Here is a 13,543-nt window from a genome sequence, read left to right as displayed (position 1 = left end):
GCCTTGGCCTCGGCGACGTAGCGGTTGAACTTGTAGGTCTTGCTCAGTCGGTGGTCTCTCCTGCAACGGTCGGGGTGTCGGCGTGCTCGGCGGTGGCCGGCGAGGTGGTGCGTCGGGACCGGGGACGGGCGGGCGGCTGCTCCGCGTCGTCGGCGTCCTCGCGGTCGAGGGTGTAGCCGTGGCCGAGAGTCAGGTTGGTGACCTCGGCGGCGTCGTCGGTCTGATAGCGCCTGCCGTCAGGCGTACGGAGCGTCGGCATGGCAGATCTCCTCCGGTTGGGGTGGTGCGCTGCGGGGTGTGAAGGGGATGACGCGACGCCACGGCCACCCCGACCGTGAGCGCCGCGCCATGTCCAGGTGGCCGGTCAGCTGCCAGCGGGCGGGGCCGCGGTGAAGCCCATGTCCGCCAGCAGCGCCTTCCAGCCGGGGCCGCCGAAGAAGAACCGCATGGCGGTCTTGGCGTCCTCGTCGTACTTCGCGGTCAGCGTGACGTCGTAGCCGACCGGGTCGTCGCCGTCGGACCACTTGGAGTCGCCGGTGTCGGTGACCGTCGCCTTCGGCGCGAGCTTGGCGACGTAGATCGCGTCCGCGCCGACGCCGTCGACGAACAGGCCGAAGGCGCGGAAGTAGCGCGTCGACGGCCGGGACGGGCGGTCGAAGCGCACCTCGCCGCTGGTCGCGTCCGGCACCACGCCCGACAGGTCCAGCCCCTCGTACAGCTCCAGGGTCTTGCGCTTGGTCTCCTGCGCGGTGAACTTCAGGCCGTCGGTCTGCTTGGTGATGTCGGTCCGGGTCGGCTCGACCGCGCCCCAGGAGTTGACCTCCGAGGTGTCGACCGACCGGCTCCAGGTCGCCCCGTCGCCCTTATCCACCCAGCCGATGTCCTCGTACCCGGGCGGCAGGGCGAGCAGGTCCCCGCCAGCGCCGGAGGTGAGCGCCGTGGGCAGGTCCGCGGAGTGGTCAGCGATGAAGATGCTGCCTTCGAGCGCCTTGCGGATGAGGTCGGCCTGCTTCTTCTTCAGCTGGTCGTACGTTGTCGTGGTTGGTGCCGTCAGTTCGTACTCGACCTGCCTATTCGTTAAAGTTGCTTAAGGTTCGGGTTGCACATGGCGCAGGGGAGTCAGGATGTCCGTCGCGTGGTGGGCGCTAGCAGTAGCGGTCTGCTCCCTTTTGGTCGCATGCGGCACGCTCGCCTGGAACATCCTCTCGTTCCACAAAGCAGGCGTAGCGGTTTCTGTAAAGTTTTCTGCGAGCTACGATGGAATGCGGGGAGTTGAGCGGTTCGAGCAGGAGGTTAGATTCGACGTTTCAGTCCACAACGTCGGCAGACTTCCGGTGGATGTATTCAACCCTGGAATAGTTTTGAACTGTCGGCCCGGACGCGCCGGTTTATGGACTGGGATTCCAGTCGAAGGCGAGAAAGTGCGCCTGGAAGTTGGCTCTGAGGCCCGGTTCTCCATTACCCTCGACGATGTATGTCATTCGCATGTGACAAGTTGGCTGCCGGAAATCCACTCCTCAAAGGACGTTAACAGCTTCTATGCTGAAATTGACTTGGGGAACGGAAGAACGGTCCGTTCCAACGCAATCCCGCAGTATAAACTGCCAAAGGATGTGTTCGGGGAGTTCTAAGCTTGTCGCGGCCGTCGCCAGGCCAAACGGTAGTAAGCCAGGACGCGCCGGACGTCTTCGGTCGTTGCGTACGGCACCTGCGTGGGCGGGTTGTCGGTACGCGCGGCGTCGATAAGCACGCCGGCCACCCGTGTCCGGATGCTGCCGAGGATCAGCTGTCGGCACTCCTCGGCGAGCCGCCAGGCATCCGCACGGTCGGTGCCGTAGCAGGCGATCTCCATGCGCGGGTGATCGGTGATCTGGTCGTCGGACCCGCCGACACGCTGTACCCGGATCAGCGGCGGGGTGAGCGTGGCCGGGGTGGCGGTGACGGTGGGCGCGACCGGTTCGAGCAGCGTCATCACCACGGTCTCGGCGTCAGGGAACGGCGGCAGCACAATGCCCACCTCAGCCCGCCTCCACGATGTCGATCGTGCGGGCGAGGACGTGGTGTGGGTGGTGCTGGTGATCGTTGCCCCACTCCACGGCCGCCGAGTGCGGCGCGGTCGCCACGATGAGCCCTACGGGCCGGTCGTGGCGCGGCCCGCCCAAGCCGCCGTCCTCCGCCTGGATTCCGGCCGCGTACTCCCCGGTCCGGCGCGGGGCGATGGTCTGGGCGAACTGCGCGCCGTCCCGGGCGCGGTCCATCACCAGGTCGTGCACCTCGGCTCCGCGCAGCAGCTGCGCGAGGCCCTGGTGGTCGGGCACGAACTCGATGTCGGCCATCAGCCGGTGATCCTCTCCAGGTTGATCACGCACACGCCGTAGTCCGCGGTGAACGGGCTCGGGAAGCGCTGGGGTTCGCCGACGACCTGCCACCCGGTGCCGTCGGGAAAGATCACGCGGTCGGTCGCCAGCACGTCGGCGTGAAGTCCTGTGTAGACGGTCATCCGGGTGGTCGCCCGGTCCTCGCGGTCGGTCGTCTCACTCGATCCGCCGGGAGCGACCACGCAGTCTTCGAGGGGATGCTCGGCGGCGGGCAGCGGGTCGCCGTAGCGGTTGGTGCCCGCCGAGCGGGAGACCGTGAGCTGTTGCCCGATCAGCCCTTCGGGGGTCATGGGCCGATCCGTGGGACGGGTACGACGGTGTCGATGCTGAACGCCTTCCCTCGCCCGGCGGCCCGGCGCAGCCGCGTCCGCTGGTCGTGGGTGAGAGCGTGGCCGGACGTTCCGCTGGCCGCGTAGGTCGCCGAGTACGGGCCGATGGTGGTCGAGGTCGCGCCGCCCGGCGTCGGCACGGCCGCCGTGCCCAGCTCCAGCGCGACGGCCGTAACTCCGGCCGGCGGGACGTCCGGGACCGGCCCGATCTCGGCCGAGATCTCCGCCAGGACCCACGTCAGGATCGCGGCGGCGGTCTCGGCCGAGACCGGGCGGCCGGACAACGCGGCGAGCGTCGCGGCGGTGAACAGCTCGGGCAACGATCTACTCCGGCTGCGCCCGGCGGCCCTCGGGCTTGCCGACCTCGCGCACGCCGAGTTCGGCCGGGAGCGTGCGCAGCGCGGCGGCGGTCTTGGCGTCGACTTCGGCTTCGCCGTCGACGAACGTCACGCCGAGGTCGTGCACGATCAGGCCCGGGTGCTGCTCGCAGGTGAACTTCACGACGTCCCCTTCTTCTTGGTGTTGTGGCTGCCCCGCTTCGGGCCGGGCTTCTGCCCGCGCCCTGCGATTCGCTTGTCGGCCGGGGTGCCCTTGCTCGGCGTTCCGCCCATCTCGATCACGCAGCCGCGGGGGTCGTCGTGAGGTTGGTGATCTTGCCGTGGCTGCGCTCGTTGCCGTAGCGCAGACCGACCTCGCCGTAGATCTGGTACCGGTCGGACGCACCGGTCTTGGCCAGCGGCTCGGTGAACAGGAAGCCGCGCCCCGGGATGCGCAGGAACACCGGGGCCAGCTCGTCGAGGCTCGCCACCACGACGGTGTCGGCGGGCATGTAGCGGTTGAGCATGATGTTCAGCCGCCCGAAGTCCGTCTCGATCGTCTGGAGCGAGACGCCGCCGACGTTGCGGGTCTGCTCGCGGTAGTCGCGGTCCTCGATGAACGCCTTGGTCAGCTGCCGCTTCTGGAAGGCGTTGCAGATCAGGGTCGCGGTCTCGCTGACCGTGATCCCGCCGTTCTGCCACGTCGTCTGAAGCAGGTCGATGACCATGTCCTTGGTGAGCGCCTTCGCGGTGGCGTTGGTGATCACGTTGGTCTGGATCGCCTGCAGAAGCCCGCGCGTCTTGCGGGGCTGGGTGTTGTCCGTCGGCTGAGCGAACGTGCCCGTGATGAAGGACAGTTCGATGTCGCGAGCGATCTGCTCCAGGTGGCGCTGGGTCTGCCACACCAGTTCGTCGCCGACCGGGTTGGTGCCGGTCACCGCCGCCGAGGTCGGCACGGCCGAGCCGGTGGCCGCGAACTGGCCGGTCGCGGCCTCGCGGGTGTAGCTGATGGAGAGGGCTTCCTGGTGGATCTCGACGACGTTGTAGCTGTTGGTGCGGGTCCGGGCCTCGGGCGCCGGGGCGTCGGCGCCTTCGAGCCGCTGCCGGGTGGCGTCGGCGGCGCGCAGGTCGTAGGACTGCCACGTGAAGATCGTGGAGTCGGTGGACTGCCCGCCGGTCAGGCCGCCGATCGAGGACAGCAGCGGCGTGTCGGTCGGGGTGATCCCGAACAGCTCGCCGACGTAGTTGGGGCTGTTGAACGTGTTGAGCATGCCGGTGATGCCGGGCATGAGGTCTCTCCTGTTCGGCTACGACGCCGAACACCACGAGCACGAGTCAGCGCGGGGCCTTCTGCGCGAGCAGCTGCTGCGTCTTGAGCCGCAGCGCCTCGCGGGTGTCGCCCTTGCGCTCGGCCTCGCTGATCTGGTCGGCGACCGAGACGCCGCCCCGCGCGCCCTGGCCCGCGTCGGGGTTGGGGCCTCGGCGACCGGTGGACGCCGCCAGGTGCGGGCGCTCCTTGAGCACGGCCGCGACGTCGGCGGCGATGGCCTTGACGTCGATCTCGCCGTCCTCGCCGACGTAGCGGTCCTTGTCGTCGAGGTAGCGCGGCGCGTCGCCGGGCGTGGCCCAGCCGTGCGCGGCGGCCCGGATCTCGGCGTTGACCGCGGCGGTCAGCGCCGTCTTGGCGCGGGCCTCGGCCTGCTCGGCGCGGGCCGCGCTCTTCTCGGCCTCGGTGCGGTTGGCTTCCTCGGCCTCGTCCCACTTCTTGGCCTTGGAGGTGTTCTCCTTGGCGCGGGACTCCCACTTGCGGGACTGAGCTACCGCCTGCTCGTAGAGCTTCTGGTAGTCCTTCACGTCCGACTGGGACGTGGTGTCCGTGGACTGGCCGGCGGGCCGCTCCCGCTGCTGCTCGGTGCTGTCGGTCTGCGTGGTGTCGGTGGTCCCGCCGTCGGCGGGTGCGTCGGTGGTGGTGTCGGACATGGGTGTTCCTCCCGTGCGGGATCACCGGGCGGTGGCGTGCGCCTGCCCGGCAGGTGGTGGGGTGGTGTGCGCCTGGCGGCGCGGGTTCACAGCAGGTAGCCGTAGCGGCGCAGTGCTGCGATCAGCTCCGGGCGCGAGGCGCCGGAGAAGTCGGTGATGACCTGCCCGGCCGTGGGCCGGGAGAGCTGGGACATCCGGTAGCGGTGGCCGGGCTGAGCGCGCAGCTGGCCCAGGCGGGTTCCGGCGAGGCCGCGTGAGCTGGTGCCCTGCGTGGTGATCCAGCGTCCGGCGACGGGCATCGCGCCCTTGCGGGCGTTGACGACCTGGGACAGGTCGGCCCCGGCCCGGATCGCCGCGGCGTTCCCAGCCCCGAATCTCGAGTTCTGCTCGCGCGCGGTCATCGAGTCGAAGAGCGCGCGCGGGTGGTTGTCGAGGTTCGCGTCGCGCCACTGCTGGCGGGTGACCGGCGTCATCGTGCAGTCGCACCGGGGATGCCGCCGGAAGCCTTGGGAGTACCGGTAGAGGCGTCCGGTCAGGATGATGCAGCGGTCGCACGCCGGGAGCTTCACCACGCGCTCGTAGCCGGCCACCCGTGTGTCGGCGATGAGCTGGGTTTGGGTCGCGGTGCGCCCGGCGTCGGTGATCTCGGTGGCGGTGTAGGTCAGCGCCCGCCGCAGCCCGGTCAGCAGGGCGTCGGTGGTGGACATGCCCGCGCCGATGTCGGCGAGCAGCCGGACGAACAGCAGGTCGGCCAGTGCCGCCAGCGGCAGCCCGGTCGTTGTCACCCCGGCGAACGCGGACGGCACGACGGCGGGCGGCTGGGTGGAGGCGTGCTCGTCGGCCAGGACGTCGGCGACGTAGGGCGTGGCCAGGGCGGCGGCGTCGATCTGCCCGGTGCTGATCGCGGAGATCAGCACCGGGGCGACCCCGGCGGCGAAGCTGGCCCGCAGGCCGCCCGGGTCCAGGCCGCGCCAGGCGCGCTGCACCTGCTCGACCTGTCGCCGGACGATCACCTGGGTGGCGTCGAGGTGATCGATCCCCCGCGTCGGGGCGAGGGCCGTCGTCATCGTTGCCCGGCGCCCGCGGGCACCGGAGCGCGGGCGGGGGTGGCCGGCGGGGGCTCGGGCGTCGGCTTGACGCCGTACTCGCTGGCCGGGTCGTAGACGGCCCGGGTGACGTCCTCGCGGTCCTCGCGTTCCATGTCGAGGATCTGGGCCTGGGTGAAGTTCAGCGTCCGGCGGGCCATCCGGCGCGGCACCAGCTTGTCGGCCTGGTAGAGCTTCACCACGGCGTCGGACTTCTGCGCGAACGTCGGCGTCGCGGCGTCCGCCCACACGGTTTCCATCCACCGCGCGGAGTCGGGCACCGAGCCGTCCCGCACCAGCAGGACCAGCCGCATGACCCGTTCCCACGCGGTCTCGAAGCCCTTGATCCGGCGCTCGGCGCGCTTGACGTGCCGGGCTTCCGCCGCGCGGATGCCGTCGGCGCTGGCGGGGTTGTCGCTGGAGTAGCCGAGGTGGTGCAGCGCCATCCCGGACACCGTGGACACCTGCACGGCCAGCGCTCGCAGGGTGTTGTGGAAGTTCGTCAGGTCGGCCTCGTTGAACTGGCCGACCTCCGCGCCGTCGTCCTTCTTCGTCTTCGAGGTGGACCAGATCTTGCCCGCGATGGTCTGCCAGACCGAGACCTTCTTGCCGTCCGCGTCGGTGAAGTCCTCCTCGTCGAAGCCCAGCGCCCACCGCCGCGGCATCGCGTGGAACTCGGCGCTGATCATCATGTCCGTGGCGATCTTGCAGGCGGCGTCCGAGAGCGGGATGACGTCGGCCAGCTCGCTCGTGCCCAGTGGCGCCCACAGCTGCGGCCGGTTCACGATCGGCACCACCAGGACCTCGCCGAGGCCGTGGTCATCGCGGGACACCTCGATGTAGCCACCGGCTTCGGGCGCGGTCACGAAGGTGACGGTGTAATCCGGCAGGTACAGCGTCAGGTAGTGCCGGATCTGCCCGTCCGGGGTCTTGTCGTGCCACCGCTTGATCGCGGCCACGACCCGCTTGGTCGCCGGGTCCAGCTCGACGTGCACCTCAAGCGGCGACTCGATCGTCACCAGCGGGTACTTCGCCTCACCGGGGCGCGGGTTCGCGCCGACGATCGCGTAGGCCCGCTTCATCACCATCGCGGTGACGTGCGCCTGCTGGTAACCCGCGTCCAGGTCGTTGTACTGGGCGACGTGGTCCAGCTCGGTGTCGTTGGCCGGCTGGCCGCCGAGCCGGAAGCCCTGCAAGTCGATGCGCTCTTCGAGGGCGTCGACGACCAGACGCGGCCAGTTGATCACGACCTGCCGCACGCGCTCATCGAGCGTGGCTTGCAGCTCCGGGTGCATGTACGACAGCCGCTGACGGCCTTCGTAGTACTCCAGCAGCCGCCACAGCTCCGGCAGCTCGTAGTTGTGCGCGAGGATCAGGCGGTTGATCCACTGCTGGTCGATCGGAGCAGGCAAGTCGCCGGTGGCCATCGATCACCCCCGGCCGTGCGGTGCGGCGGATCGTAGGCAAGTTCATCCGATTTGGGATTCCCGTCCATCGGATGTGACAGCCATCCTTCGGAGCATGAGCAGAACGCTGACTGACGACGCCGTGGCGGAGCGCTGGACCGTGGTAACTGACCTTGAGGTCTCGTTTCGTGTCTTGCGGAACCAGCTCGGTCTCGCGCCGGCCATCCGTGCTCTTTCCGGACTGCTCGACCTGGAGTCGTCGTCGGAGTTGGCTCAGTTGCTTGCGACAGCGATTGCCGCGCTCGACCAGGTCGATGAAGAGGCCAGCGACGTGCTTACCTGACGACCATTCGGCCCGAGCGGGCGTGCTTCTGCGCTAGCTCGCGCCACCGGGTAATCGCCATCGCGGCCGTCGGCACGGCATCGATGCGCTTGCCGACGGCCTGACGGTCGGGCTTGTCGGGTCGCAGCTGGTCGGCGTCCCCAGCGGGGTGCCGGACCTCGACGGCGTCGAAGCACCACTCGGCGACGGGGTTGGCGTGGTGGCTCCAGGCGCGGGACTTCGTCAGGGCCATCAGCTCGGTCATGCCGTAGGTGAGGCCGCGGTAGGTCTGCGGGATCGGCGTGAGGTCGAGGCGGGTCTTCTTCTGGATCGCCTGCCGGACGGGTTCGCCGGACCACTCGTCGTACCCGGCGGCCATGACCTTGAACGTGGCGCAGTCGGCCGCGATGTCGGCGTAGATGACGTCGTAGTCGATGACGTCTCCGGGCGTGACGGTGATCCAGCCGCCGTCGGCCCACTGGGATACCCGGCCGTTGGTCCGGCCGTCGAGGAACTTCACGGCGGCCTCGGGCAGCCAGAACCGCCACAGCATCGACGGCACGCCGTCCAACCCGTCGGGCACCAGCAGCGACCACGCGGTCATGTCCAGCTTCGCGGCGAGGTCGAGGCCGCCGTAGGCGCGGCGGCCGGCCAGCTCGGCGCGCAGCCAGTCCGGAGCCGGGGCGACGGTGCCCGCGCACTGGCGGTAGAGGTGCATCGGCATCCAGCGGTGCGCCTGCTGCACCCACTGGTTGAGCCGGTACTGCCGGAAGCTGTTCTCCTTGCTCGGGTCGTTCTGCGCCTCGGCAGCTTCCTGGCGCAGCGACCGGATCGAGAGGAAGTCGCCGAGGGCCGGGTTCGCGAGCGGCCAGTTCTTCTCGTCCCAGGGGTCGGCGTCCTCGGGGACGTTGCGGATGTAGGCGAAGCGGTGCCGCGCCCGCTCGGGGTCGTCGACGATCCGGACGCACTCGTCGTGCTCGGACCGGGCGAAGCTGGCCGGGTCGTCGCCCGCCGTGGTGGCGGCGATCATCATCGGCTGGGCGCGGGTGCCCATGCCGGTGCGCATCGCGTCCCACAGGCTCGCGTTCGGCTGGGTCAAGACCTCGTCGAACACCACGCCGGAGGGGTTGTGGCCGAGGTTGCCCGCCGCGTCGGCGGCGACGACCTCGTAGTAGCTGCCGGTCCGCTCGTCGATGATCCGCTTGATGTGGTCCTTGACGACCAGCCGGGCCGACAGCACCGGGGACAGCTTGACCATTCGGGCGGCGACGTCGAAGACCTTGGCGGCCTGGCCCCGGTCCTTCGCGCAGCCGTAGATCTCGGCGCCCTCGACGCCGTCACCGACCAGCAGGTAGAGCGCGATGAACGCCAGCAGCTCGGACTTGCCGTTCTTGCGCGCCAGCTCGATCCAGCCGACCTGGTACCGGCGGACGTAGCTCTCCCACTCCGGGTCCCAGGTGACCTCGCCGAACAGCGGCTCGATGATGTCCCGCCGCTGCCAGTCGGCCAAGTGGAACGGCCGTCGCGCCCACTTGTCCTTCGTGTGCACGCACAGCTCGTGGCAGAACGCCACGGCGTGCGCCGCACGCGGTCGGCAGAAGTGGTCGCCCCGCTTCCGGCAGGTTCGCCCGTCGAGGGTGAACCCGCACTCGGGCAGGCGTGGCTTACGAGAGGAGCCGTTCGGCGCCCGGTCCCTTGTGGGCACCCGGAGCGTCAACCTTCAGCTGCGTGCGGTCGGACGGGGTGAGCCCGAACCTCGCGCCGTACTGCGCGAACGTCGTCTCGGCTTCGCGCTGGACGACCAGCGCCGGGTTCTTCACGAACCCGTTCGGCCCCTGCACCAGCAGCGCGGAGCCGTTGACGAGCTTGGTCGCCTGCCGGTAGCGCGCGAGGGCTTCGCAGACGATGACGAAGGCGTCGATGTCCCAGGCAGTGAGGACGCCGACCGCGATCAGGCCCGGCGCGAGCCGGTCCCAGACGGCGCGGGCATCGTCGGACAGCTCGGCCGGCGGGCTGACTTCGTCCTCGGGAGGAAGCGGCTCCTCGTGGTTGATCCGGTCCGGTCGGTCGCCGTGGAGAACCTTCAGTGCGGTCGGCTTCGGCTTCGTCCCACGAGCCCCCATTGGTCTGCACCTCCCCGGCGACGCGTAACAGACCGCTTGGTCTGGCGACTTAACCTGCATGAACGGTCGTTGGGCGGCGCTGACACGCGCTGGTCGTGTCGTCCGGCTGGGCCGGGAGGCGCTGGTTTACGACGGCGTGTCACTCACGTATTGCCAAGGCGATCGCGTGGTCGCTGAGGTCTGGCTGCCACAGGGCATCGAGGCGTCCTACGCCGACGATGAGCGGCTGATCGCGCGGCTTCGCGAGGCGTTCCTGTGGGCTGGGGGTGCGACTGCGGTGCCCCCGGTACCTCCCCCGCCGGGGGCTCCGCAGTCGTTTGATCGGGCCTAGGTACCGGAGCTGCGGCCACCGGCCGCGCCCGACGCGCGGATGCTGAGCCGACGCGCGGCGCCTCGCAGGGCTCCGCCGATACGGCTGAACGTGCGACGCATGATGTCCTCTCCTTCCCGTTACTCGTCTTCCATCGGCACGCCGAGCACCCGGGCCACGGCGTAGCCGTCCATGTACTTGTCGCCGATGGCGAGCAGTCCCGCGTTGCGGAGGAACTTCTCCTTGTCCTCGCGGGTCTTGAAGCAGACGGCGATCCAGTATTCGGAGTCCGTCGCCAGCCGGAACCGCTCCGCTTCCCGGCGTGCTCGGTCGCGGAAGCCCTGCTGTAGTGCGGTCAGTTCCCTACGGGAGTCCTCCGGGAGGTCTCCGGTGTACTCGACGTCGGCCAGCGGGTCCGGCTCTGGTTCCGCCTTGAGCTGCGCGAGGACGTCCTCGTTCGACTGCGCCCCGGCGGGCGCGGCCTGTGCCGACAGCTGGGCCAGCAGGTCGTCGTTGTCAGAGTTCGGCACGGAACATCTCCAGGTCCGCCAGCGGGAACCAGTCCAGGATGCGGGCGTAGTCGGCGGGGGCGTTGCGCCTGATCGGGTCGAGGAAACGGAAGTCCAGCCCGTCGAAGCTGCGGTTGAACCACTCGTAGTCGATCGGCAGCGGGCACCGGTTGTCGGCCAGTGCCGCCCGGACGTGGCGCACGCGCCAGTCCCAGACCGGCGAGACCTTCATGACGTGCTCGCGGACCGGGCCGTGGCCCTTGATCGCCGTGCGGCGATTCGGGGAGTCCGCGGCCCGGATGCCGTCCGCGGTGAACGTCACCGCCGGGTCCAGGTCGTAGTACTCCGTGCACAGCGCCCGGGAGATCTCGACGTAGTCGGGCTCGGGCAGCTGCGCGGCCTCGATGATCAGCCGTCGCTCGGGCACCTGGAACGTCAGGTTGTTCAGCCACCGGAACAGCGATGGGTGCGGGAGCTGCGGGATCGTGACCCCGAAGAACTTCTCGTAGTCCGCCAGCGACTCGTCCACGAACTCTAGCCCGGGGACGAGGTACAGGTGGAACGGCCGGACCTCCACGCCGGCGTCCCGTAGGGCGAGCCAGGCGGCCAGGGAGTCCTTCCCTCGGCTGAACGCCAGCAGCACCGGCCGGCCTCGACGGGCGAACTCGGCGCGGATGTCGACCGAGGGCACCACGCCGTCGATGACCACCGGCGCGGTCTGGTCGGCTGTCGGGTCAAGCGGCATCCGGGCTCACCTCTCCCGTGCCGACCGGTTGCCCGAAACTTGTCGGCACACCGACGGGCCTGGCTGACGATTCGGCTTGCCGGGGGTGGGGAGGGGTGCCCCCCTGGGGGTGTCGACCGGCGCGGCCAAGGTCACCGGCTGCCTCCCCGGGTCGCGGGGTCCAGCGCGGTGTGCCGGTTGTGGCACGGCTGGCACAGGCCACGGCCATGCTCGGGCCGGTCCGGGTCCATCCCTTGCCGGACGAGTGCCCGGCGGGTGAGCGGCCAGTGATCGGCCACTGTGGACGGCTGGTCACACGGGCGGCCCGGATGCCGGGGGCACTCGGGTTCAGTGCATCGGCACACGGGGTCACGATCGAGCACGGCGGTACGGAACCGGCGGTGTCCTGCGGTGCGGTACCCCTGCTGTGCGGGATCGGCCCGGCGGCGGCCTGCTGCCTGCTGGGCATGCTCGGCACAGCGGCCCCGATGGGGAGCGGGCTCACCACACCCGGGCACGGTGCAAACGGCGGCGGCACGGTACGGCACGGGTTGCCCCCTGCCTGCCTTGCTGGGAAACGGAAATACACCAGCGGGACCGGTGACCCGGCGGCCCACTGTGGAGCCTGTACGGCCCTCTCAGCGGGCGGAATTACACCAGCGGGACGGCGGACGGACAACGGGCAGTGCCCCCCTGCCTGCCGGGCAGAGGGGCACTGAGCGGACGGGTAGGTCACCGGGCGGCCACGAAGTCGAGCGTCTTGGCGAACGCCAGGTGCTTGAGCTTGTCCTGACCACCGACGAAGGCCCGGTTCGCGCGGGCGATCGCGGCCTCCTCGGGGATGGTGCCCGGAACGGGGATCTCCCAGTCCAGGTACTCGGTGATCGAGTTGTACCCGGCCCACGCGGTCCCCCGGATGTTCTCCTGGGTGTCGGCCGACTTGAACAGCGACTGCAAGGACTCCCAGTGGTCCTCCTGCGGCTTCTTCCACTTCTCCGCCGGTTCCTTGAACTTATCCGGCCACACGGCCTTGATCAGCTCGCCGAACTGGTCGTTGTTCATCTTGGTGTTGATCATGCTTTCGGCTTCGGCCTGGAACACTTCGGTCCACTCGAAGTTGATCCGCAGGGCCTCGCGGGCTTCCTGGAGCTTCCCGGCCAGTCCGGACGAGTGCCGGAAGGTGTACTCACTGCGGAAGTTGCGGAGAGCGGCCCGCTCGGTGTTGGCGCACACGACCCGGACCGGGGTGGTGACCACCTTGAGCTTGCCCTGACCGGAGTAGTTGTTGAACCCGGCGAGGTACAGGCCGATTTCGTCGACTCCGCCGATGGTCACGGCCTGCGGGAGCTGCATAGTGAGGAAGATGTCCCTGCCCTCGCGCAGCGATCCGCCGGTGTCGAACACGGCACCGGAGGTGTCGACGATCGCCTGCATGAAGTCGGCGAACTCCTCGGGCTGGATGATCGGGTACTCACCCGAGACGATGCCGAGCGGCGCCAGTTCGCCGGAGACCGGGACGGTCCGGTAGGTGTTAACCCACCCGGGGATTTCCATTGGCTGAACGGTGTCCATTTCGGACACGATCAGGTTGTCGGACTCGCGGTCCGGTTCCTGGGGAACGGGGCACTTCTGGGTGTGCTTGGCCCCGACCTTGCGGTTGCACTCCTGGCACTTGCCGGACGGGACCAGGCCGACGACCCCGAGGGACTTGCGGACGTTCCAGTTCGACAGGTGCGCCAGGTCGAGCACTTCCTGTGCGGTCATCGGACCGGGTGCCACGGTGCCGAGCTGGTGCCAGCCCGGCTCTCGGGCGGCGGCGAAAGCGGTGCTGCCATCGGCCAACTGTTCAAGCTCATGTGCCACTTGGTGTCTCCCTGATGTTTGTGGCTGCCTTGCTGACACCACAACAATGCATCCACAGTTGGACCCATGTCCACTCACTGTGAACCACATCACACCAAGTGGACGATAGTCCAAATTTCTTGCATTCTGGGGAGGTCAGCAAGGCAACACACCAGCAAGGGAGACAACCTGTGAGGCTCCGGAGAGGCCGGAACATC

At 69.3% G+C, this 13,543-nt stretch carries 18 protein-coding genes; 2 read left to right on the top strand and 16 right to left on the bottom strand.

Annotation, left to right across the window (positions count from 1 at the left end):
* Positions 1–43: 43 nt before the first annotated feature.
* Together ACWEVN_RS09145 and ACWEVN_RS09140 are read right to left on the bottom strand one after the other, a co-directional pair.
* Positions 44–259, bottom strand: a complete 216-nt coding sequence (locus ACWEVN_RS09145) for a hypothetical protein (protein ID WP_452050845.1) — start codon at positions 257–259, stop codon at positions 44–46.
* 105 nt (positions 260–364) lie between these two features.
* On the bottom strand, positions 365–997 hold the full coding sequence (locus tag ACWEVN_RS09140) for a phage tail tube protein (RefSeq protein ID WP_452050870.1): 633 nt from the start codon (positions 995–997) through the stop codon (positions 365–367).
* A gap of 127 nt (positions 998–1,124) precedes the next feature.
* Here ACWEVN_RS09140 and ACWEVN_RS09135 point away from each other — a divergent pair, with 127 nt between their 5' ends.
* Positions 1,125–1,631, top strand: coding sequence for a hypothetical protein (locus ACWEVN_RS09135; RefSeq protein ID WP_452050844.1), 507 nt, complete (start codon positions 1,125–1,127; stop codon positions 1,629–1,631).
* Here the strand turns inward: ACWEVN_RS09135 and ACWEVN_RS09130 are convergent.
* The 9 genes from ACWEVN_RS09130 to ACWEVN_RS09090 all read right to left on the bottom strand — a co-directional run bounded on the left by ACWEVN_RS09130 (position 1,628) and on the right by ACWEVN_RS09090 (position 7,516).
* A complete protein-coding gene (locus tag ACWEVN_RS09130) occupies positions 1,628–2,017 on the bottom strand; it encodes a phage tail termination protein (protein ID WP_452050843.1) in 390 nt (129 codons plus the stop codon). The two genes, ACWEVN_RS09135 and ACWEVN_RS09130, sit on opposite strands and share 4 nt — an antisense overlap.
* 1 nt (position 2,018) lies before the next feature.
* Positions 2,019–2,336: a hypothetical protein gene (locus tag ACWEVN_RS09125; RefSeq protein ID WP_452050842.1), complete on the bottom strand. Its 318-nt coding sequence runs from the start codon at positions 2,334–2,336 to the stop codon at positions 2,019–2,021.
* Entirely contained in the window at positions 2,336–2,668 is a 333-nt protein-coding gene (locus ACWEVN_RS09120; RefSeq protein ID WP_452050841.1) for a hypothetical protein, read from the bottom strand. The genes ACWEVN_RS09125 and ACWEVN_RS09120 overlap by 1 nt, the downstream gene beginning before the upstream one ends.
* Entirely contained in the window at positions 2,665–3,027 is a 363-nt protein-coding gene (locus ACWEVN_RS09115; RefSeq protein ID WP_452050840.1) for a hypothetical protein, read from the bottom strand. The genes ACWEVN_RS09120 and ACWEVN_RS09115 overlap by 4 nt, the downstream gene beginning before the upstream one ends.
* A gap of 4 nt (positions 3,028–3,031) precedes the next feature.
* Positions 3,032–3,208: a hypothetical protein gene (locus ACWEVN_RS09110; RefSeq protein WP_452050839.1), complete on the bottom strand. Its 177-nt coding sequence runs from the start codon at positions 3,206–3,208 to the stop codon at positions 3,032–3,034.
* Between the two features lie 115 nt (positions 3,209–3,323).
* Positions 3,324–4,313 carry an SU10 major capsid protein gene (locus ACWEVN_RS09105; protein ID WP_452050838.1) on the bottom strand — a complete coding sequence of 330 codons (990 nt, stop codon included), beginning with the start codon at positions 4,311–4,313 and terminating at the stop codon, positions 3,324–3,326.
* A 46-nt stretch (positions 4,314–4,359) separates the two neighbouring features.
* Positions 4,360–5,004 carry a hypothetical protein gene (locus ACWEVN_RS09100; RefSeq protein WP_452050837.1) on the bottom strand — a complete coding sequence of 215 codons (645 nt, stop codon included), beginning with the start codon at positions 5,002–5,004 and terminating at the stop codon, positions 4,360–4,362.
* 86 nt (positions 5,005–5,090) lie between these two features.
* Positions 5,091–6,071, bottom strand: a complete 981-nt coding sequence (locus tag ACWEVN_RS09095) for a VG15 protein (RefSeq protein WP_452050836.1) — start codon at positions 6,069–6,071, stop codon at positions 5,091–5,093.
* Complete coding sequence (locus tag ACWEVN_RS09090; RefSeq protein ID WP_452050835.1) at positions 6,068–7,516, bottom strand: phage portal protein; 1,449 nt, start codon at positions 7,514–7,516, stop codon at positions 6,068–6,070. The genes ACWEVN_RS09095 and ACWEVN_RS09090 overlap by 4 nt, the downstream gene beginning before the upstream one ends.
* Positions 7,517–7,610: 94 nt before the next feature.
* Between ACWEVN_RS09090 and ACWEVN_RS09085 the strand changes: the two genes are divergently transcribed.
* On the top strand, positions 7,611–7,838 hold the full coding sequence (locus tag ACWEVN_RS09085; protein WP_452050834.1) for a hypothetical protein: 228 nt from the start codon (positions 7,611–7,613) through the stop codon (positions 7,836–7,838).
* On the opposite strand, the gene ACWEVN_RS09080 is transcribed toward ACWEVN_RS09085, so the two are convergent.
* From ACWEVN_RS09080 to ACWEVN_RS09060, 5 genes are all read right to left on the bottom strand, one after another.
* On the bottom strand, positions 7,831–9,522 hold the full coding sequence (locus ACWEVN_RS09080; protein ID WP_452050833.1) for a terminase large subunit: 1,692 nt from the start codon (positions 9,520–9,522) through the stop codon (positions 7,831–7,833). The two genes, ACWEVN_RS09085 and ACWEVN_RS09080, sit on opposite strands and share 8 nt — an antisense overlap.
* Positions 9,482–9,940: a phage terminase small subunit P27 family gene (locus tag ACWEVN_RS09075; protein ID WP_452050832.1), complete on the bottom strand. Its 459-nt coding sequence runs from the start codon at positions 9,938–9,940 to the stop codon at positions 9,482–9,484. The genes ACWEVN_RS09080 and ACWEVN_RS09075 overlap by 41 nt, the downstream gene beginning before the upstream one ends.
* Before the next feature lie 450 nt (positions 9,941–10,390).
* Positions 10,391–10,780 (bottom strand): hypothetical protein, encoded by a 390-nt coding sequence (locus ACWEVN_RS09070; RefSeq protein WP_452050831.1) that lies wholly within the window; start codon positions 10,778–10,780, stop codon positions 10,391–10,393.
* Positions 10,767–11,504: a hypothetical protein gene (locus tag ACWEVN_RS09065; RefSeq protein ID WP_452050830.1), complete on the bottom strand. Its 738-nt coding sequence runs from the start codon at positions 11,502–11,504 to the stop codon at positions 10,767–10,769. The genes ACWEVN_RS09070 and ACWEVN_RS09065 overlap by 14 nt, the downstream gene beginning before the upstream one ends.
* 711 nt (positions 11,505–12,215) lie before the next feature.
* Positions 12,216–13,436 (bottom strand): DUF932 domain-containing protein, encoded by a 1,221-nt coding sequence (locus ACWEVN_RS09060; RefSeq protein ID WP_452050829.1) that lies wholly within the window; start codon positions 13,434–13,436, stop codon positions 12,216–12,218.
* Between the last annotated feature and the right edge of the window lie 107 nt (positions 13,437–13,543).

It is taken from the genome of Amycolatopsis sp. NPDC003861 (genome assembly GCF_053605405.1).
The sequence above is the reverse complement of the archived record's forward strand: the minus strand, read 5'-3'. Positions and strand labels throughout refer to the sequence as shown.

Coding starts and splice junctions, on each gene's coding strand:
- ACWEVN_RS09145 (WP_452050845.1), bottom strand. CDS start 259: ATGCCGACGCTCCGTACGCCTGACGGCAGGCGCTATCAGACCGACGAC.
- ACWEVN_RS09135 (WP_452050844.1), top strand. CDS start 1,125: ATGTCCGTCGCGTGGTGGGCGCTAGCAGTAGCGGTCTGCTCCCTTTTG.
- ACWEVN_RS09125 (WP_452050842.1), bottom strand. CDS start 2,336: ATGGCCGACATCGAGTTCGTGCCCGACCACCAGGGCCTCGCGCAGCTG.
- ACWEVN_RS09120 (WP_452050841.1), bottom strand. CDS start 2,668: ATGACCCCCGAAGGGCTGATCGGGCAACAGCTCACGGTCTCCCGCTCG.
- ACWEVN_RS09105 (WP_452050838.1), bottom strand. CDS start 4,313: ATGCCCGGCATCACCGGCATGCTCAACACGTTCAACAGCCCCAACTAC.
- ACWEVN_RS09100 (WP_452050837.1), bottom strand. CDS start 5,004: ATGTCCGACACCACCACCGACGCACCCGCCGACGGCGGGACCACCGAC.
- ACWEVN_RS09095 (WP_452050836.1), bottom strand. CDS start 6,071: ATGACGACGGCCCTCGCCCCGACGCGGGGGATCGATCACCTCGACGCC.
- ACWEVN_RS09090 (WP_452050835.1), bottom strand. CDS start 7,516: ATGGCCACCGGCGACTTGCCTGCTCCGATCGACCAGCAGTGGATCAAC.
- ACWEVN_RS09085 (WP_452050834.1), top strand. CDS start 7,611: ATGAGCAGAACGCTGACTGACGACGCCGTGGCGGAGCGCTGGACCGTG.
- ACWEVN_RS09075 (WP_452050832.1), bottom strand. CDS start 9,940: ATGGGGGCTCGTGGGACGAAGCCGAAGCCGACCGCACTGAAGGTTCTC.
- ACWEVN_RS09065 (WP_452050830.1), bottom strand. CDS start 11,504: ATGCCGCTTGACCCGACAGCCGACCAGACCGCGCCGGTGGTCATCGAC.
- ACWEVN_RS09060 (WP_452050829.1), bottom strand. CDS start 13,436: ATGTGGTTCACAGTGAGTGGACATGGGTCCAACTGTGGATGCATTGTT.